Here is a 19,098-nt window from a genome sequence, read left to right as displayed (position 1 = left end):
CCTCGCTATGAAGTTCCAAACCTCAACTTTGCATATCGGTAAATTTCAAGACCTGGCCATCGCTCCCGTTTTGATGGCTGCTCTTGAAAAAATGAAGATCACCAAACCCACGGCAATTCAAAGCCAAGCCCTTCCCGTCAGCCTTCAAGGCTCGGATGTCATCGCCATTGCGCAAACAGGCAGCGGCAAAACTCTGGCTTATGCTCTTTCTCTTTTGACGACTTTGAATAAAAAACCCCAGTCACGGGCTTTGGTTTTGGCACCTAGCCGCGAGATGGCCCAACAGATCTATAAGGTCTTCTTGGAACTTTGTGCGGAAATGCCCGTTTCAGTGTGTTTGGCCATTGGTGGGACGACAGGTTCAAAGCAAAGCAATCAGTTGAAGAAGAATCCACGTCTTATCATCGCGACCCCGGGACGAATGAACGATCATCTGGCAACCAACAAACTGTTGTTGCAAGGTGTGGAGATCGTCGTGATCGACGAAGCCGACCGCATGCTGGATATGGGCTTTGCACCACAGCTGAAGAGCATCCAGAACACTTTGCGCGGCCCACGTCAGACTTTGATGTTCTCGGCAAGCTTCGGCCATAACGTTGAGGCGATCGCGCAACTGTTCCTGCATCCCAAAGCCTTCATGATTCGCTCAGAAAAGGCCGAGGCTCCTGTTTCGAGCCTGTCTCAAAAGGTTCTATTCCTCGACAGAAAAATGAAGCTTGATCGTTTGCTGGATGAACTCAATGCCACTAAAAATGGAGTGATTGTTTTTACTGGCAGCCAGGACAGCTGTGAAGAAGTCGGAAACTATTTAAAAGAATATGGTTTTTCAACTGACTTGATTCATGGAGGTCTTACTCAAGGACAAAGAAATCGCGTGGTGCGTGAATTCCGAGAGGGGGAGATTCGCATTTTGGTCGCCACTGATTTGCTAGCGCGCGGCCTGGATATTCCCCATGTCGAGCACGTAGTGAATTTTGATTTGCCATTCCAAGCAGAAGACTTCCTTCATCGTATTGGCAGAACAGCTCGCGCCGGCCGTCGGGGAACGGCGATCACCTTTGTCACTCCTTCGGATACGCGCATGTACCATAAGATCAAACCCTATTTGCAAGGTGCCAAAGAGGAAAAAGTAGATCCGCAATTTAGTTTTATTGATCGTTCAAAGAAATTCGAGTCAAAGAAGAGACCATCTTCTAAAAGAAAACGGTGAGTGAGCCCGAGACTTCGCGAAGCAAATAGTAATTGTACAGCACGCCGAACATGAAATGATTTGAGGCGGAGTATTGCACGCCACCAAAGTAGTCCTCTTTGAGCTGTTTGAATTCCAATTGTTGAGTGTCGTAGTTGTAGAAGGGACGAGGTGAATCTTCGATCCGCTTCGAGGCCGTGATAATAAAGCGACTCACCATCAAGCTGGCAGTAAACAGACTGACCGAAGATTCATGTGGTTCTTGCATACGAAGATTAGAGTAATCCAGAATCAGTGAGTTGAGAAAAAGACCGAGGTTATAGGTTCGCACCTGGTACTTGATGGGTTTTGTGGGATCGTTGCCGTCATAACTTTGTTCTAACTTTACTTCGTCATCATAGATCGAATATCCGAAATAGAGCGGACCGAGAACGCCACTCAATCCTCCGCCAGGGCTGACATTGTTGGTCAGCTTATTGTATTTACCCATTAAACCCAGCTTTAGGGAGTATCGACCCAAGACCGAGCCGGTCTTTTCAAAAAGATTGAAGGCTGTCGCTAAAGTGATTTTCTGGTTGGGATACTTTTCCTTCTCTTCTTTTCTATAGAAAAGATCGGACATTGATTCAAATCCCGGCGGGCCAAAGAAGGTCTCCTCACTATTGGAAGGGGAGATCGCAGCGCCGACGCGCCCCAATCCCTGCACAAAGGCAAAGTCGGGACTGTCCTTGAAAAAAAGTGCTTCGATTCCAAATCCTTTTTCTGTTGGCACGGAAGAGGGATTGATTTTGATCTGGCTGCCCGTGGACGGGTTGCCGGAATAGCCCCCACCGAAACTGCTTCCGCAGTTGGCCACGATATAGCATTTCACTTCGCCGAATCCGGCATGCGCACGATGAGGCGCCAAGCAGAGTAACGCTCCGAAAACAGAGAATATGAATAATGAACTTTTTAAGGAATCTAAACTCACCGCAATAGGCTAACTTAAGATTTATAAAGGTGCTACGAATCAGTACAAATCAGTGCGCGATTTTGGTAAGTATTTATGCTTATGACCGTGACCACGACTTATCAACTTCGCCCTTATCAACAGGAAGCCGTCAATGCGACGCTCAAGCACTTTCGGGAAGAGAAAACCCCGGCGGTGATTGTCTTGCCGACAGGTGCGGGAAAGAGCTTGGTCATTGCGGAACTGGCTCGACTTGCCAAAGGGCGTGTTCTGGTTTTGGCCCATGTTCGCGAACTCGTCGAGCAAAATCATGCTAAATATATGTCCTTTGGTCTTGAAGCGGGGATCTATTCGGCGGGCCTGAATCGGAAGGATGCAAATCAAAAAGTTATTTTCGGCAGCATTCAATCAATTGCGCGTGCTTCAGAGGATTTTTTTGAAAGCTTCTCGTTGCTGGTGATTGATGAATGCCATCGCGTTTCCGTCGAGGGTGATACCCAGTATTTTCAAGTGATATCAAAATTGCAGAAGGCCAATCCCGAATTGTGCATTCTCGGTTTGACGGCGACTCCTTATCGCTTGGGACTTGGCTGGATCTATCAATTCAACAGCCATAAGAAGATGTTGCAGACATCGGCAGAGCGGTTTTTTAAGAAGTGCATCTTTGAGTTGTCGATTCGCTATATGATTAAAAATAAGTTCCTCACGCCACCGATAAAAATTGATTCACCGGTGGCCTGTTATGACTTTTCCAGTCTTAAGCTGAACGGCACCAGCTTTGTCACGGCCCAAGTGGAAGCGCTTCTTAAAGATCAAAAACGTATTACGCCGTTGATTATAAAGAACATCATAGAAATGTCGGAAGAGCGTAAGGGTGTGATGATCTTCACCAGTTCCGTCAACCATGCCATTGAAATTATGAAATGCCTGCCGCCCTATGTGTCCGCTTTAGTGGTGGGCGAGACTGCTGATGAAGAGCGAGATGAAATCATTGAAGCTTTTAAACAGCAAAAACTAAAGTACCTGGTGAATGTCTCTGTTTTAACCACGGGTTTTGATGCTCCTCATGTCGATGTCATTGCGATCTTAAGGCCCACAGAATCAGTGAGCTTGTATCAGCAAATTATCGGGCGAGGTCTGCGCCTGAGCCCAGGCAAAAGTGATTGTTTGATTTTGGACTACACAGGACAGGGGCACGACTTGTTTTCACCAGAGATTGGCCAAAACAAACCTAGCAGTGAATCAGTGATGGTCGAAGTCAGCTGCCCTTCCTGTGGTGTGGTTAATAACTTTTGGGGCCTGGTCGATCATGATGGCGCTCTGGTCGAGCATTTTGGCAGAAAATGCAAAGGGGCTTTCGAAGACCCCGTAACTCGGGAAGTGGAAGAGTGTGGTTTTCGTTTTCGCTTTAAAAAATGTGATAAATGCGGCGAGGAAAATGATATCGCAGCCAGAAGCTGTGGTGCCTGCCAGAATTTACTGGTCGACAACGATAAGAAGCTAAAAGAGGCGATGTCACTGAAAGACGCCCACGTCATGCGGGTGGAATCTATGAGCTTTGAAAGTAGCTACGATAAAAAGGGCAACGCTCGTTTGGAAGTGAAATATTATGATGTCGATGCTCAAGCTTTAACAGAGTACTTCTATTTAAACACCACGGAAGACTGCCATGCTTTCTATTTCAACTTCATCCGTATGCACAATCGCCTTCCTGAGAAAAAGATCTTTGTTCGCAATGTTGAGGATGTTCTTAAAAATGTGTCTTTATTTAGAAAGCCGATGTTTGTAGTCGCCCGCAAGCAAAAATATTTTTGGGCCATTCGTGAAAAGATCTTCAATGACTGAAGATTCTAATTAGAGCACTTGTAAGGTCACCTGCTCTTCACCTTTGTTTACGATTTTCAATCTTTTGGCGGCAGCATAGGATAAGTCTATGATGCGATTCCCATGGTAGGGACCCCGATCATTGATTCTAACGATGACTGTTCGACCTGTGGACAGGCTGGTTACCTTGACTTGCTTCCCGAAGGGGAGTGTGCGATGAGCTGCCGTCAACTCAAACATATTGAATCTTTCCCCATTGGCGGTCATCCGGCCATTGAATTCCTTTCCATACCAGGATGCGGGCCCTTTTTCATAGAAGGCATCTCGCCGTAAAGGAAAATTAGCACAAGAGCTAAGAATGAATGTGCAGGCAAAGAAAAATATTAGATTCAAAGAACGCATGCATTCAATGGTAGAGACATTGAATGATAATTCGAGTCTAGGAACGCTCGAATCCCTCTATTGGACTGTATATTTAGCCTATTTCTAGACGGAATCGCTGGTCTTTTGGAAGATCAGCACTGGGTGCTGACCCTAGGAAAAACCAGCGTATTTCTTAAGTCCACTTATAAATGCGGGCCTCATAGGGGCGAAGTTCAAACTGCGCAGACTCTGTGTGAGGTGCCACATCGTAGTTCGCCAGAAGTAAATTCTTGTGTTGAAGAGGCATATTGGGAACATCATACTTCGCAGATTTCCCAGTCAAGTTGCTGATCACAACCATTTTGGTGTTATCCAAAGTTCTGGTGTAAGCATAGACTTGAGTGTCTTCAGCCATCAAAAGATCATAGCTCCCATAGACAAATACAGGATTCGAACGACGCAGTTGAATCAATGAACGGTAAAAATTAAAAATAGAGCGTGGTTGATCAAGCTGTTGTTCAACGTTGATCTCTTTGAAGTTCGGATTCACTTTTAACCAAGGTTTGCCGGTTGTGAAGCCCGCGTGAGCTGCCGAACTCCATTGCATCGGTGTGCGCGCATTGTCTCGCGAAGAATTCGCAAGTTCTGCTGTGATCTCTGCATCCGTAGCGCCTTGCTTTCTGCGAATCGCAAAATGATTTTTCGCAGATACGTCATTGAAATCATCAGGTCCCGTGAAGACTGTATTGGTCATCCCGATCTCTTGCCCTTGATAGATGAAAGGAGTCCCCTGCATCATAAAGTACATGGCAGCAATGGCTGTGGCGCTTTCCTGCCAAAAGTTCTGAGCATCACCCCATTTGGAAATGATGCGAGGGATGTCATGATTCTCAACGAACAAGGCATTCCAACCGCGGTTTTCCAGACCTTTCTGCCAACGACCAAAAACTTCTTTGACCTTCAATAGATCAATGCGCTTCTCAGGGTTTGAATCCCAAAGACCAACATGCTCAAACTGGATCAGCATGTTAAATTTCTTCTGTTTTTCTCCAACCCATTCTTCAGCGTTGTCAGCAGAAACACCATTGGCTTCGCCGACAGTCATGATGTCGTAGTGAACGAAGGTGTTCTTGCAAAGATCACTGATATAGTTCTGAATGCCAGGCACATTCATATGCTTGTCGTACGAGGGAACGTATTCAAGACCCTTGGGGTTCGGCATGTCTGCCAAGCCCGGTTCCTTCATCATGTGGCTGATAGCATCGATTCGGAAACCATCAATGCCTTTATCTAGCCACCAACGCACCATCTGATAGATGTGTTGGCGCATTTCCAGATTTTCCCAGTTAAGATCCGGTTGGCGAGTCGAAAAGACATGCATGAAGTACTGCTGGGTTTGCTCGTCGTACTTCCAGGCAGAACCGCCAAAGATGCTTTCCCAGTTATTGGGCTCTTTGCCATTCTTGCCATCACGCCAGATATACCAATCGCGCTTTGCACTGTCCTTGGACTTTTTAGATTCAATAAACCATGGGTGTTCGTCGCTGGTGTGATTGACGACCAGGTCAATCAGAAGTTTCATGCCGCGCTTGTGGACTTCAGAAAGAAGAGTGTCGAAGTCCTGCATAGTACCGAATTCGTGATGAATGTCCTGGTAGTCGCTGATGTCATAGCCATTGTCGTCTTGAGGTGACTTGTACATGGGGCAGATCCAGATGACATCAATGCCGAGATGTTTCAAATAGTCCAATTTGGAGGTGAGACCCTTTAGATCACCAACTCCATCACCATTAGAGTCCATGAAACTGCGAGGATAGACTTGATAGACAACGGTTTCTTTCCACCAGACTTTACTTGCACTCATGGCATTCCTTTTTGATAAAGATATGGAAGATATCCAGCACCTAGTACACCGGCATGATTTTTAGTTTTGGCGATTTCGATCTTACATTCAAAGGCAGGATTCATTTGGCGAATCATCTTTTGATAGTGAGCTTTCATTTCCTTGAAATAGAGATGTTTGATTTTGATCAAGCCGCCGCTGATGAAGATCTGCTCAAGATTGTATCCAATTGAAAGATTGTAGCAGAGGCAGGCTAGGGCCAAAGCCATGTCCTGATACAAAACTTGATATTTTGCATCTTTGCTGGCGACAAGCTCTTCGACAGAATTTCCCTGGAAGCCCATTTCCTTAGCGCGACGAAGAAGGCCCGTGCCCGAAGCTAGCCCCTCGACCGTGCAATGGTGAAGTTTCGATGGATCCGCTTTGAATTTTTGAAAATCAACAATCGTATGGCCGTACTCGGATCCCATGCCCTGAGTTTGGCAAGGGAATGAATTGAAGATGATGCCAGAACCGACACCTGTGCCCACGCTGACAAGACCGTAAGAAGACATATTCTTCCCACCGCCGACCCAGCCTTCCGCCAAAGCTGCGGCTGTGGCATCGTGCTGGAAGAATACTTTCGTGCGAAAGCCGCGTTTGATGATCTCTTTCTGAACAAGATCGCGAATGGGCACGATCTTCCAGCCAGGGTAGTTCACTGGATGAATGAGCTTTCCTTCAGCTGCATTCAGGGGACCCGCGCTGGCCAATCCCACACCCTTAAAAACCGCAGCTGCCGTTTCTTTCGGGAATCGTTGTTTGAAATCCATGGCGATATCTGCAATCAGTTGAATAACTCGTTGTTGAGTTTTCGTCGCTGAATTTTCACGTTTCATATCCACAGGGACTTTAACGAAGTCCAACATTGTCCCATCGTTTGCAAGAAGGGCGGCGGCTAACTTTGTGCCACCAAGATCAAATCCAATTGTATAAGTTTTCTTTTTCATAGTGAGCTCTTCTTAGAAGAAAGATTGCGATTTAAAAGAACTAAAGCTGATTGAGGAGGTAAGGTCCCATTCAAAACACCGTTGCTGTCAACAGTGAGAGTTTGGGTGCAAGTGTGAGTCATCCAATTGTAGGAAGCGCCGACAATATTGCAGTACTGGCCCGCCGGAAGATTGGTTTGGAAGATTTTACTCAAAGGCCCGTTGGAAAAGTTGATTGCGACAAAGCCAATGCGACCGCGATTGAAAGACATTTGATTCTGACTGTTGCTCCATAAGTTATTTACGAAGAAGGCCTTGTCAGTCTGATTGCGGAAATCAACCATCGCCGCCACCTCGGGGAGACGGTGTTCGCAAGTCCACGGAGCTTGACACTGGTTTTGGGAATTCAAGATCCCCAGCGTGCGAAGGTTCTCATCGACCGGCGGCCCCTCATCATAGGACGCAAAGTTAAAGCCAGAGTAAACCTGGGGATAGCCATAAGGCCATGCCAGCATAAAGATCTGCGCCAATCGATACAGTTTTTGGTCGTCGCTTGAAAATTTAAGAATGCTATAGTCATTGGTCCGCTCCAGATCGTGATTCGTAATAAATACGATGGAGTCACTACTTGCGGGAAGCTTCTGATCAATGTGGAAAAGGGTGTTCAAATTGCCTGACTTGAGTCCTCCGCCTAAACGGAAAGGGTAATCATAGGCGGTAACGTCACCATTTCCGGTGTAGTCACTGTACTTGATCATGCCTTCAGGATCCGCAATGACTTCTTGATAGACATAGGCAGATCTTTTCAAACGGCCCAGAATCTCTTTCAGATCCTTTGCTGGAATATGTTTTGCGGCGTCTAAGCGGAAGCCAGCAACTCCCAAATCCAAAAGATGGTTGAGGTATTCGGCCATGCGCCCCTGAACATAAGGGGAGGCCGTATCAAGATCCGCCAAATCCACCAATTCACAATTTTGGACCTCATAAAGATCGTGGTAATTGACGATATCATCGTTGCCATTGCGACCGCAGTGATGGAAATCATTGAAGCTATAAAGACCGGGATAGTTGTAGTGCGTGAATGGAGTTCCCGCGGAACCGATGCCATCCAAAAAACCGGTCATATGATTAAGAACGGCATCCGCATAGACATCGACACCTGCTCGGTGGCAGCGCCGAACCATATCTGCAAACTCAGCTTCATTGCCACTGCGGGATTCGATTTTATAGCTGACAACTTGATAGCGCTCCCACCAAGGATTGTTCTTCCAGTGAATATGTTCATGAGGAGGAGAAACTTGAACGGCAGAAAAGCCCGCCGGACCCAGATAGGTTTCGCACTCACGAGCGATATCTTTCCACGGCCACTCAAAGAGCTGTGCAAAAACAGTTCGCGGAGCGGCTTGCGCGGAAAGCCCCACGAAAGAAAGGCATAAAATCAAAAAGCGAACGTTGATTTTATTCAAAATCCAGCTCCTACAAGCGTTGATTTAGACCCGTAGCTTTATCAAACAGGTGGGCTTTTGTCAGGTCGATCTTCAATGGGACTCGTTGGCCAATCGAAAAATTGTCCATTGAATCGACCAGCATTCTTACGGACTGACCATCGAGTTTGCCATGAAGCATTTGTTGGCCGCCAAGATTTTCTGAAAGCTCAACGTGATAATCACCCAAAGCAATTTCATGTGGTTCCAAAGAGCCCGTGGCAGGCTTCATGGATTCAGGACGAACACCCAAAACTTGCCCAGGCTTTTTAGCTTCAGGCCAAGGGAGTTTGCTTAAAATTGATCCTTCCATGAAGTTCATTTCCGGCGAACCAATAAAGCTCGCGATAAACATGTTTTTAGGGCGGTGGTAGATTTCTGTCGGCGTGCCGATTTGTTCGACCACACCATCGCGAAGAACGGCAATACGGTCACCCATCGTTGTCGCTTCCATTTGATCATGGGTCACATAGATCATAGTGCTTTTCAAAGCTTGATGAAGGCGTTTAATCTCCACACGCATTTGTGATCTGAGGTGGGCATCCAAATTTGAAAGAGGTTCGTCGAACAGAATCACCGGTGTTTGGCGGCTCAATGCGCGGCCCAAGGCGACGCGCTGACGTTGACCGCCCGAAAGTTCTTTAGGTTTGCGCTCTAGTAGATGAGAAATTTGCAGAAGGTCTGAAATTTCCTTCACGCGGCGAGAGATCTCTTCTGCCGAAAGACCTTGCAGCTTTAAACTGAAGCCCATGTTCTCGGCAACACTCATATGTGGATAGAGGGCGTAGCTTTGGAAAACCATGGCAATGTCACGGTTCTGAGGCTCGATGTCGTTCATGATTTTGCCGCCGACGCTGATGCTGCCGGCATCAAGTTTTTCCAATCCCGCAAGACTTCTTAGTAAAGTCGATTTGCCGCAACCGGAAGGGCCCACCAAAACCAGGAATTCGCCTGAAGCAATCTGCAAATCAATGCCCTTAAGAACTTTTGCGCTGCCGAAGCTTTTTTCGCATTTTACAAAATCAATACTAGCCATATTTACCCCTTCACGCTTCCCATTGTTAAACCTGAGACAAGGTAGCGAGAGATACTAATAAATAAAATTAAAGCAGGAACGCTGACAATCAATGCGCCAGCGGCATAAAGACCCCATTGAGTCGCCAAGCTTGCCTGGAAAGACCGAAGTCCCAAGGGCAAGGTGTAAAGCGCAGGATCTTGCAAAACCACCGCAGCAATCACGTACTCACTCCAGCTATTCATAAAACTAAAGAGTGCCGTAATGACCAAAGCCGGTGACGATACCGGCAAGATGATCTTCGTGAAAATCATCCATTTTGAGCAACCATCCAGCAAGGCCGCTTCTTCCAGCTCGCGAGGGATGGTGTCGTAGTAGGCTTTCATTTGCCAGATACAGAATGGCAAAGCTGTGGAGGAATAGATCACAAAAAGCCCCAGGAAACTGTCAATCAGATGCAACTTCGAAAGAATGATATAGAAAGGCAGCATCAACATGGTTGCCGGGAACATTTGCGAAACAAGCAGCGAAAACAGCATGGTGTTGCGGCCGCGGAAACGATAGCGCGACAAGGCGTAAGCGCTTGTCGAAGCCAAGACCACACCTGCAAAGGTTGTCACGGCACTAATCAACAGGGAATTGCGCAACCACAGCAAGAAATCCGTTTCAAAAAATAATGAAGAGAAATTCTTAAAGTTTGAACTCGCACTGATGATTTCCAAAGACTGGGTTTGGAAAGCATTGTCAGAACGTAAGGACACTGAAATCACATAAAGAATGGGATACAGTGAAAACGCGGAAAAAAGCAGAATGCTCGCCCAAGCAAAAATTTTCTTAAGCATTACTGAGTCTCCTTTCTGTATTGAGCCTTCAAAGAACTCAATCCCCAAACCACCAAGATCAGGAAAATCAGGACTGAGACCGCAGCGGCATAGCCATAGCGATACAAGTTGAAGGCCGCTTTATAAACATAGCTCACCAAGATGTGAGTTTGATCTCCTGGTTCCCCAGAGTTAGAGACCAACCAGATCACATTCAAGTTATTGAAAGTCCAAATAGATCCCAAAAGCGCAGCCGGCACCATCACAGGCAAAAGCAAAGGCCAGGTGATATGGCGGAATCTTTGCCAAGCATTAGCGCCATCTAAAACGGCCGCTTCGTACAGAGAGTGAGGGATGGATTGCAAGCCACCCAAAGCAACAATCATCATAAACGGAAAGCCCAGCCACACATTGGTGATCACACAGGCTGCAAAAGCCGTGAAGGGCTGACTGAGCCACTGTACCGGAGACAGGTGCATGAACTGCTGAAGGAAGATATTGATCGGTCCATATTCCTGATTGAACAAAGCTCGCCAAGTCAGTGCGGTGATATATTGAGGAACTGCCCAAGGAATGATGAGCAAAGCTCTCCAGAATCCTTTTGCGGGCATCACTTGATTGATGATGATCGCTAAGAAAACCCCGATGGAAACGTGGAAAACCACATTCACAACAGTCCAGATAACAGTCTTGAGGAAAAGAGAATAAAAGCGGGGATCCGTGAGGGCTTCCGCATAATGTTGGAAGCCGACAATCGACCAATCCTGGAAGGTGCGCAAACTGAAGTTCGAAAATGAAATCGCGATATTATAGAAGAAGGGATACACGATGACGGCGAAGATCCCCAGGAAAGCCGGAAGCATCATATAGTATGCAAACTTTTGCGGCCCCTGGAATCCATTTACGAATGCCGCAAAAGATTTTCTTGAAAGCCAAGCGACACAAATCAGGATGATGGCAAAAAGAATCTTCAGAACCAAAGCGCCACCCGTAGGCTCCAGAACTTCGTTCATTTCATGAATCTGTTTTTCTGCGACTTCTTGAGCACTTTTAGCAGCTAACTCTGGAGTCGCACTTCCCGCGAGGACTTTTTGGTATTGAGTGCGAAGGCTGTCCCAAATAGCGCGAATCTCAGGTGCGATGGGCATCGGATGACCGACTTCCATGACACTTGAGGAAATTTTAAGAAGAGGATTGTTTTTTACGATCTCAGAGTTGCGGGCATTCAGGTTGGAAGGAAGAATTCCCACTTTTTCGGCGAATAACAACTGAGTTGATTCTGAAGTGAGGAACTTCAAGAGCTTGATCGCTGCCGCCAAATGCTCCGGAGACTTCATGTTCACATTCAAAGAATAACCTTTAGTTCCAACCAAAGGACTTGGCCAGCGTCCTGTGGATGAAATCATAGGAATACGGGCAATGCCAAAGTCGACCTTGGCTTCCTTGTAGTCACCCCATGACCAGTCACCATTGATCAACATCGCTGCCTTGTTCCCTTTGAAAAGAGCATTGGCAGTCTCATAGTCACACTCTTTAGGGATGATTTTATATTTATCGCGCATATCCAAAATGAATTGGAAAGTGCTACGCAAGGCCGGAGTATTGAGGTTTGGAACCGAGTCGTTCTTAATGAAATCATCGCCAAAGGCTGAAATGAAAGGAGCAAAAAAGAAAGGCTCTGTATAATTGAAAACCAATCCCCATTGGTCCACTTTGCCATCGCCATTTTGATCAATAGTCAGGCGACGCCCCATCTCAATCAGTTCATCGGTGTTTTTAGGGGGTGTTTGGATCAGCTTCTTATTGTAGATCAGCATCAAGTGATTGCCGACGCCATCGCCGACCATGTAGTGCTGATTCATAAATTCCGGAGTCGCCAGAGGATCCAAGGCAGAGAAGTCAGCCTTTTCCAACACGGTGTCTAAGGGTCGAATAATTCCCATCGTCGCAAATGGACCAATTTGATCGCTGGGCCCGTAAACTAATTCAGGACCGGCGCCACCCATAGCCGCAGATTGATAACTGCTGCGCAGCTCTTCGGTCTCTCGATAAGTCGCTTGCACTGTGATATCGGGATTTTCTTTTTCAAACTTCTTCAAGGCCTCTGCCAGAACCTGACGATGGCCATAGATCATCTGATGCCAAACATTGATATGAACTGGCTTGGCGTGAGCAAGCAAAGAGGAAAACAAAATCAGCAGCAATGCAGATGCGCGCATTATCGAACACCTCGGAAGTGGAGTCGGGCCTTATTTCCAAGAGACATTCTTAAGACAACAGTCGAAAGACCCGGTATTTGAACTTGTGATTGCTTGGGCAGAAGTACAACCTGTGACAAAGCAGAATCAACTTTAGAGTCAAACAAAGGATGAATCTCCCAGGCGTAGCTCATGACTTTGTCTGAAAAAATGCGCGAATCACGAGAGCTGTTGAAGAAGATCAACAAGGCTTCTTGGTCGTTGTGCAAGATCATAGCAATAAGACCTGGTTCGCTGCGGTTTTCATTATCGATGAAGGTCAGACGACTCATGATTTCATCGAGGGAATTCATCTTAAACAATGACGTACTTTGGCGGACTCGAAGCAAGGCCTTAAAGTAGTTGTTTGTTTGTGCAATTAAACTAGCTGAAGCTTGCAAAGCAGGTGTCTGCAAACGTGGCTGCCAGAAAGACCAATCATCATAGTTTTTCCAAGCTGGAGGAAGGCCTTCACCCCAATGATTTGTCGCGCCTGACCAATCAAGACGATTGAAAAAGTCGCCGGAATCATAACTGTCTTGATCGCCATTTTTCGAGCGTAAGATTTCAGTGCCAGCCTCGATAAATGGAATTCCCTGACTGAGTAAAGGAATGGCCATGGCCAATTGGTGCATGCGCTGACGATTTTCAACAGAGGCCAATGCAGGGGAGCGACCCTCTGTGTAGAATGGCGCTTTGGCTTGAACAGAGTCCCAAAGAGTGTAGCCATCGTGAGCAGAGACATAGTTAATAGTCTCAATCGGTTGAGCTGAAGTTGCAACCTGGCTGGAACGATAAAGTAAATCACCTCCGCGGATGACCGAACCCAAGTGTTCGCGGAAGGTGAAGTCACGCAAGTTCCCTGCAAGACCCACTTTAATGACGTCACCCAAGTGAAGAAGCTTGTCGCGCTGATCATTGAGATTCGTCGGAGTATTGCGGTTTGCCGGCTCTTTATTAAAGTCAAAATACAGTCCCGTGGCATAACCCTGATCTGATTTTTCAGAAGAGTTTGTCGTGCCGCCACGAACTGCATCACGCAAGCGATCATTGAACAGGCCGACTCCTGCACCGTAGGAATTTACCTGGGTCATGGCTGCTTTCGGATTGCGATCATAGAAAGAGCCAAAAGGCCAACCTTCGCCATACAGATAAATTTTTGAACCGTCCACGCCATCATCAGACACTGTCAGAGAGCGAACTGCGTCTTTGATCTTCAAAATAGTATCGCGAGAATGGAATGACATGAGATCAAAGCGGAAGCCGTCGATTTTATAAGTGCGGGCCCAGTGCCTTACTGTATCGATCATGAGCTTTTCCATCATGCGATGTTCACTTGCGGTGTCACTGCAGCAGGAAGTGTTGTAGGTGGTTCCTTCATCGTTCAGACGATAGTAGTAAAGAGGAACGATTTTATCGAATACAGACAAGCGATCCAGTCCGCTGGCAAAAGTGTGGTTAAAGACCACATCCTGAATCACCCGAAGACCCATCGTGTTCAGGCTTTGAACCATGTCGCGCACTTCGCGCACGCGGGAAACACCATCTGGTTTTATCGAGTAGCTGCCCTCTGGAACAAGAAAATGAACAGGATCATATCCCCAGTTGAATCCATCTGTCGCACGCACTCTTGAAAGCGCATCCTGTGGATCTTGCAAATTTCCATTGCCAGAATTGACTGTCTGCCAGGTGGATTTGTTTTCGTTGACCGAGCCGAAGTCATTGAAAGGCAGAAGATGAACATGGGTTAGGCCTGCTTGCCCCAATGATCGCAAATGGCGATTGCTATTGCTTTGTGGGAAAGAGAACGCATCGTAAGTGCCGCGATAAGGGAAAGGAATGGTCTCATCGCTGGCGCTGAAATCACGAATATGCAATTCGTAAATCACGATGTCTTTGAATGAATTCAGATGGGGCTTCTGTAAGTTGTCCCATCCTGAAGGTTTCAAGTCAGAGGCTTGCACGTCGATCAATTGCGACATGGTGCCGTTCATCGACAGACTGAAACTGTAAGGATCAGTTACCAAAGAAGTTTCAATTTGATCGGTGAGTGGCTGATAAACGGTCACTTCATAGAGATAGAAACTATTTTGGTATTGTTGAGATAAAGTCGCTGCCCAAACTCCGTCTTGCCAATTCATCGGAAGGATCTGAGAGGGTTGATGAGCATCGGAGGCACTGGAAGAATAAAGGAAAAGACGAACAGCTAAAGCAGTGGGAGCCCACAGCTTCAATTGCATTTGCGATCCTTGAACCGTCAGCCCTAAATCCTCACCCTGGTAAGCGTAAATTTCATCGAGGAGACCTGCATATTGAATTGCTGTCGAATCCAAAACCTGATTGGTGTTGTCAGTGACAAAGACTTTCAGTGGATGATGGAGCAACTCTTGAATAGTCGCTCTGTCCACTCCTGCCGAGCTCAACAGTGCGTAATTGTTTCGAATTTCAAGCAGGGGCAGGGTGATCTTATTTGGATTTTTCTGAAGAGAAATATCGCCAGTCGCTAACACGAAGTTCGTGCTGTCAGTCGCACGCAGGCCCTGGGGAAGTTTAAGAAGAAGTTGCTGAGAGTTCAGCCATTGCGCGCGCGCCGGTCCCCCACGACCATGCGCTATACCGCTAATAAATAACGGGAAAAACAAAATCAGCATTGTCCTGAAAGCACGTCCCCAGCACTGTTTCAGCAAGCACTCCCCCTCAATTTGAGTTCTAGCTCTATGCATAAGTTGTAGTCAGGGCGGGACTTTATGGGTAAGGCTCGTATTTTTCAAGGGACGATAATGAAAAGTATAATTTGGGCTATATTAGTTACTTTGTTTGCACAGCCTAGCTTTGCGCTAGATGCTGATTTTTTAGGCTATTTGCGTGGGGGATCAGGTCTGAACCTTCAAGGAGGGCAGAGGGAATGCTTCTACAATCAAGGATTGCCGGGTAATTTCTTACGCTTAGGGAATGAGTGCGATTTCTATACAGAATTGGCGATGGTTTTTAATCATAAAAAAGCCACTGCTGACGACCCTGTATTTTTTAGAACGCAAGTTCGCTTCGCCTACAGCTCTAAAGGTCTGCGTCAATGGGAGTCCACTGTTTCATCAGTCAATGGCTCACCGGGAACAGTAAAGCTTCCTAATAATGAAATTGAAGCCTACGTCAAAGCGGGAGGATTTTCTGAAGTTCCAGGAGAGTTTTGGGTCGGGAAGCGTTTCTACCGTGACGTCGATTTGCATATTTTCGATTGGTACTACTACGCTGACATGAGCGGTGTCGGTGCCGGGGTGGAAGCTTTGTCCGTAGGGCCAGGACAATTGGCGATCGCTCACATGATTCAGTCCAATGAGGATCTCAACTCCACATCAGTGGGACGACCGGTTTTAAATGTTTTGGATTTGCGCTACACGTCTGTGCCGGTGGGAAGCCAAAAGATCAATTTCTGGACGGCGTATGCATGGGCTCCAGGAAGTACGCAGGGGACGACACAATACAATCCAACTAATGGCTATGCAATTGCGAGCCGTTTGGAGGGGCCGGCATTTACTGGGCACAACAATGTTGCGCTATTGTTTGGTCAAGGTGCTATGAAAGATTTTAATATCTATGGCAACAGTGCTGTTCCCGCGACAGATACGTCGCAGAATCGTGCTTGGAATGTGCGTCTGGTCAACGATTGGAATCGAGACGTGACAGACTACTGGGCGATCATGTTTGGCGTTGCTGCGAACTATGGAAGTAATGGCAAAGATTCTAAAAACATTGTGCAGTGGCAAGAAATTGGTATTCGTCCGATTTACTTTGTAACTGACCGCTTCCAATGGGTTTTTGAAACAGGTTATTCTCACTATAAAGATGAATCAGAAACTTTGACGAATGGTCAGCCCGCTGGGGATCGTGAACTGGGTCGTGTGACAGTGGCTCCACAGTTGTCTATGAGCAAGAGTATGTGGGGACGCCCAGTACTGCGTGCCTTTGCGTCTTACTCCTTTTGGAATAGCAACAACGAAGACCCGAAGTACATTGGAGCGAGTGCGCCGACCTTTGCCAACAAAAGTTCCGGCATGAGCTTCGGCTACCAGTTCGAGGCTTGGTTTTAGTCCACGCCCACTCCTGATTTAAAGTTTGAGAGGATGGGTTCTGACCTCCTCTCAACTCTCAAGAACGTCACTGTCTATTCTGTTTACAGACCATCTCAATTTTACACGGTTCGCGCCCAGGTTTGCTCTTTGCTGAGAAGTTCTCTCGGAGGACTTTATGAGAAAAATCATCCTGGGCCTATTGTTGACCTCAACGGTTGCGGTGGCAGATACCAAATCAAATTCCGAAAATGCGGTGATGACGCAAATGTTGGAGCAGGTTCTAAACTCGGTCGAACAATCGGCGGTGGACTTGAATATTGATGGTATTTCCATTGATTCTGAGGCGAAACAGGTGACTACAGACAGCGTTCGTCTTTCGGGGATGATCAGCTTCGGCAGTGATTGGCAGGTCGAATTGGTTCCTCCTTCTTCCGACGAAAAAGCCAACGACTCATTAAAGAAAATCAATCCTAAGCTCTTGGCTGATGCGAAGGACTTAAAACTTGCGGTTGATTTGAAGATGCTCGCGAACTCAGTGACTATTGATGCAAGATTCTTTTCTCGTTATGACAGCAAGGCCAAAAAATGGATCGCTCGTCCTTTGACTTTGAAGGTGGCGAATCAAATGAATATGGCTTTGATGACGATTCGTATGCACTCTCTCAAAGCAGTTAAAAAAGCGAACGACAAGAATCCAAATATTCAGGATATCTCTGGAACATGTGAGTCGGATAAAATCTTATTGGATCTGACTACGGGGCAAAACAAGCAAGTTCCTGTGGACTGCCGTTTTAGCGGAACTATGACTGAAAAAGGTTATAAAATTCACTTCAAATACGCGAATCAATAATTATGAAAATAAGAATGCTTTTTTTGATCATGACTATCGCTCTTGGCGCGACCAAGAGCTTCGCAGAAACGGATGCCTCAGCGGCTCGTCCTGCGCAAGTCAATGTCGGTGGCTTTGAAGCCGTTCGATATTGGATCATAAAAAAGATGGTTCTGGATATTGATGCTGTTTTAAAAGAGCAAGGCATCGAATCCGTGATGTGCACCTTCAGGCAAAATCAACCTGCCAAGGACTTCTCTTATCTTGGCGTGGGTCCCTGTTTGGTGAAGGCCTTTTTGAAGTCAATGAAGACCGATCAAAGCGCGGGCGCAGTGTATACGTGGATTAAAGACCGCCAGGGCCGCTTTCATCCTGTTGAAATTCAATGGCGTCCACCGGTGGGTGGCTGGTCTCAAATCATTGATCAAGTTCTTGAAATGAAAATGGAAAAACAACTGTACTGGATTCGCGATCATATCTGGGGCCTTGAAGAAGAGAAGGTTCGCTATAGCGATTTCATTCTGGGTGACCTGAAGATCATTCTTCCTGAAGATCCGGAGGCTTTGTCTGCGTTGGCGGAAAAAGGCGGCAGTTGGGCTAAGAACTATCTTAGTAAAGTGAAGTCCGTCAGTTTGCAGTTGAAAACAACTGGAAATGAAAAAGGAAAAGTTATTTTTACCGGTGATCTGATTTTGACTCCCAAATCAAGTGACGAAGGTACTTCGCAGGCGACGACTGTTCATCTACGTACGAATGTAAATGTGATGCTTCTGAAAAGGCCATTCTTTCTTGATGCGAAGATGAGAACTTCCGGCACGGGTGCGGATGTGCCATCAACAGAGGAGACTTTGCCATGAAATCCCTTCTTTTGATTTTGTTGTTCTTTGCTCCGATTTTAAGTCATGGAAAGTGCCTGGTCCCTGCTGGTGATATTGAAGCCATCTCGCAAAAGATTTTATGGCAAGGTATCGACGGAGAAGAGCAAAACACCGCGCTTATTCAAGGCAACGTGTCAGGAACTATTTCTGATTCTGAAGAAGAGAGCTTTGGCGAGGGCGATTATGAAGTTTATGTTCGTCCTGATGAAGACGGGGCCTTCCAGGTTCTGCCGCTTCCTCTATTCATGGTAGAAATGAAAAAAGACCGCGATTCAGTCTACCTTTGCGCGCACTTTGACTCGAAGGATGCTGCAAAAACAGAAATCGTTATGTATTTCTTAAGAAATAATCGTATCAAGCCGATCACGCCAAAGCCTTTGCCGTTGATGGGGATTAAAAACATTTTCAAGAATCGCCTTCGTCGAACGCCCTTGGTGTTGATTGGAGCGCCGTTCGCGATTGTTGAAAAGGTGCAGGAAGTCTTGACCAACATTTGGGGTGACCTAACAAAGTTGGGGGTCGATCGAATCAGAATCACCAGCACGGAAATTCAGCTCTATTCAGGCGGAGACCCGGGCCAGTTTGACTCTTATGTTCTCAAGAAAGTCATTCCGTTGAAGTAAGTCGG

General features: G+C 46.6%; 15 protein-coding genes. 6 read left to right on the top strand and 9 right to left on the bottom strand.

The window, feature by feature from the left end; all coding sequences use genetic code 11:
- Positions 1 to 7: 7 nt before the first annotated feature.
- Positions 8 to 1,210, top strand: a complete 1,203-nt coding sequence (locus tag NWE73_RS12710; protein WP_277578710.1) for a DEAD/DEAH box helicase — start codon at positions 8 to 10, stop codon at positions 1,208 to 1,210.
- Here NWE73_RS12710 and NWE73_RS12705 read toward each other — a convergent pair.
- Complete coding sequence (locus NWE73_RS12705; protein ID WP_277578709.1) at positions 1,194 to 2,060, bottom strand: hypothetical protein; 867 nt, start codon at positions 2,058 to 2,060, stop codon at positions 1,194 to 1,196. The genes NWE73_RS12710 and NWE73_RS12705 overlap by 17 nt on opposite strands.
- A gap of 174 nt (positions 2,061 to 2,234) precedes the next feature.
- Between NWE73_RS12705 and NWE73_RS12700 the strand changes: the two genes are divergently transcribed.
- A complete protein-coding gene (locus tag NWE73_RS12700; RefSeq protein ID WP_277578708.1) occupies positions 2,235 to 3,983 on the top strand; it encodes a DEAD/DEAH box helicase in 1,749 nt (582 codons plus the stop codon).
- A gap of 9 nt (positions 3,984 to 3,992) precedes the next feature.
- Here NWE73_RS12700 and NWE73_RS12695 read toward each other — a convergent pair whose 3' ends face one another.
- The 8 genes from NWE73_RS12695 to NWE73_RS12660 all read right to left on the bottom strand — a co-directional run bounded on the left by NWE73_RS12695 (position 3,993) and on the right by NWE73_RS12660 (position 15,344).
- Positions 3,993 to 4,364: a septal ring lytic transglycosylase RlpA family protein gene (locus tag NWE73_RS12695; RefSeq protein WP_277578707.1), complete on the bottom strand. Its 372-nt coding sequence runs from the start codon at positions 4,362 to 4,364 to the stop codon at positions 3,993 to 3,995.
- A 154-nt stretch (positions 4,365 to 4,518) separates the two neighbouring features.
- Entirely contained in the window at positions 4,519 to 6,189 is a 1,671-nt protein-coding gene (locus NWE73_RS12690; RefSeq protein ID WP_277578706.1) for a glycoside hydrolase family 13 protein, read from the bottom strand.
- Positions 6,186 to 7,157 carry an ROK family protein gene (locus tag NWE73_RS12685; protein WP_277578705.1) on the bottom strand — a complete coding sequence of 324 codons (972 nt, stop codon included), beginning with the start codon at positions 7,155 to 7,157 and terminating at the stop codon, positions 6,186 to 6,188. Before NWE73_RS12685 ends, NWE73_RS12690 begins: the two co-directional genes overlap by 4 nt.
- Positions 7,154 to 8,602: an alpha-amylase gene (locus tag NWE73_RS12680; RefSeq protein ID WP_277578704.1), complete on the bottom strand. Its 1,449-nt coding sequence runs from the start codon at positions 8,600 to 8,602 to the stop codon at positions 7,154 to 7,156. The genes NWE73_RS12685 and NWE73_RS12680 overlap by 4 nt, the downstream gene beginning before the upstream one ends.
- 10 nt (positions 8,603 to 8,612) lie before the next feature.
- Positions 8,613 to 9,656: an ABC transporter ATP-binding protein gene (locus tag NWE73_RS12675; RefSeq protein ID WP_277578703.1), complete on the bottom strand. Its 1,044-nt coding sequence runs from the start codon at positions 9,654 to 9,656 to the stop codon at positions 8,613 to 8,615.
- A gap of 2 nt (positions 9,657 to 9,658) precedes the next feature.
- Complete coding sequence (locus NWE73_RS12670) at positions 9,659 to 10,477, bottom strand: sugar ABC transporter permease (protein ID WP_277578702.1); 819 nt, start codon at positions 10,475 to 10,477, stop codon at positions 9,659 to 9,661.
- Positions 10,477 to 12,675, bottom strand: coding sequence for an extracellular solute-binding protein (locus NWE73_RS12665; RefSeq protein WP_277578701.1), 2,199 nt, complete (start codon positions 12,673 to 12,675; stop codon positions 10,477 to 10,479). The genes NWE73_RS12670 and NWE73_RS12665 overlap by 1 nt, the downstream gene beginning before the upstream one ends.
- Positions 12,675 to 15,344: an alpha-1,6-glucosidase domain-containing protein gene (locus NWE73_RS12660; protein ID WP_277578700.1), complete on the bottom strand. Its 2,670-nt coding sequence runs from the start codon at positions 15,342 to 15,344 to the stop codon at positions 12,675 to 12,677. Before NWE73_RS12660 ends, NWE73_RS12665 begins: the two co-directional genes overlap by 1 nt.
- 129 nt (positions 15,345 to 15,473) lie before the next feature.
- Here NWE73_RS12660 and NWE73_RS12655 point away from each other — a divergent pair, with 129 nt between their 5' ends.
- From NWE73_RS12655 to NWE73_RS12640, 4 genes are all read left to right on the top strand, one after another.
- Positions 15,474 to 16,781 carry a carbohydrate porin gene (locus NWE73_RS12655; protein ID WP_277578699.1) on the top strand — a complete coding sequence of 436 codons (1,308 nt, stop codon included), beginning with the start codon at positions 15,474 to 15,476 and terminating at the stop codon, positions 16,779 to 16,781.
- 157 nt (positions 16,782 to 16,938) lie between these two features.
- Complete coding sequence (locus NWE73_RS12650; protein WP_277578698.1) at positions 16,939 to 17,613, top strand: hypothetical protein; 675 nt, start codon at positions 16,939 to 16,941, stop codon at positions 17,611 to 17,613.
- Positions 17,614 to 17,615: 2 nt separating this feature from the next.
- Entirely contained in the window at positions 17,616 to 18,449 is an 834-nt protein-coding gene (locus NWE73_RS12645; RefSeq protein WP_277578697.1) for a hypothetical protein, read from the top strand.
- Entirely contained in the window at positions 18,446 to 19,093 is a 648-nt protein-coding gene (locus tag NWE73_RS12640; protein ID WP_277578696.1) for a hypothetical protein, read from the top strand. Before NWE73_RS12645 ends, NWE73_RS12640 begins: the two co-directional genes overlap by 4 nt.
- Positions 19,094 to 19,098: the final 5 nt, after the last annotated feature.

Origin of the sequence: Bdellovibrio svalbardensis (genome assembly GCF_029531655.1) — a bacterium.
Classification (GTDB): Bacteria; Bdellovibrionota; Bdellovibrionia; order Bdellovibrionales; family Bdellovibrionaceae; genus Bdellovibrio; species Bdellovibrio svalbardensis.
This window is presented reverse-complemented; position numbering and strand designations above follow the sequence as displayed.

Excerpts from the sequence above, each read along its gene's own strand:
- NWE73_RS12710 (WP_277578710.1), top strand. The coding sequence starts at position 8 with ATGAAGTTCCAAACCTCAACTTTGCATATCGGTAAATTTCAAGACCTG.
- NWE73_RS12700 (WP_277578708.1), top strand. The coding sequence starts at position 2,235 with ATGCTTATGACCGTGACCACGACTTATCAACTTCGCCCTTATCAACAG.
- NWE73_RS12695 (WP_277578707.1), bottom strand. The coding sequence starts at position 4,364 with ATGCGTTCTTTGAATCTAATATTTTTCTTTGCCTGCACATTCATTCTT.
- NWE73_RS12690 (WP_277578706.1), bottom strand. The coding sequence starts at position 6,189 with ATGAGTGCAAGTAAAGTCTGGTGGAAAGAAACCGTTGTCTATCAAGTC.
- NWE73_RS12685 (WP_277578705.1), bottom strand. The coding sequence starts at position 7,157 with ATGAAAAAGAAAACTTATACAATTGGATTTGATCTTGGTGGCACAAAG.
- NWE73_RS12675 (WP_277578703.1), bottom strand. The coding sequence starts at position 9,656 with ATGGCTAGTATTGATTTTGTAAAATGCGAAAAAAGCTTCGGCAGCGCA.
- NWE73_RS12670 (WP_277578702.1), bottom strand. The coding sequence starts at position 10,477 with ATGCTTAAGAAAATTTTTGCTTGGGCGAGCATTCTGCTTTTTTCCGCG.
- NWE73_RS12665 (WP_277578701.1), bottom strand. The coding sequence starts at position 12,675 with ATGCGCGCATCTGCATTGCTGCTGATTTTGTTTTCCTCTTTGCTTGCT.
- NWE73_RS12660 (WP_277578700.1), bottom strand. The coding sequence starts at position 15,344 with ATGCTGATTTTGTTTTTCCCGTTATTTATTAGCGGTATAGCGCATGGT.
- NWE73_RS12655 (WP_277578699.1), top strand. The coding sequence starts at position 15,474 with ATGAAAAGTATAATTTGGGCTATATTAGTTACTTTGTTTGCACAGCCT.
- NWE73_RS12650 (WP_277578698.1), top strand. The coding sequence starts at position 16,939 with ATGAGAAAAATCATCCTGGGCCTATTGTTGACCTCAACGGTTGCGGTG.
- NWE73_RS12645 (WP_277578697.1), top strand. The coding sequence starts at position 17,616 with ATGAAAATAAGAATGCTTTTTTTGATCATGACTATCGCTCTTGGCGCG.
- NWE73_RS12640 (WP_277578696.1), top strand. The coding sequence starts at position 18,446 with ATGAAATCCCTTCTTTTGATTTTGTTGTTCTTTGCTCCGATTTTAAGT.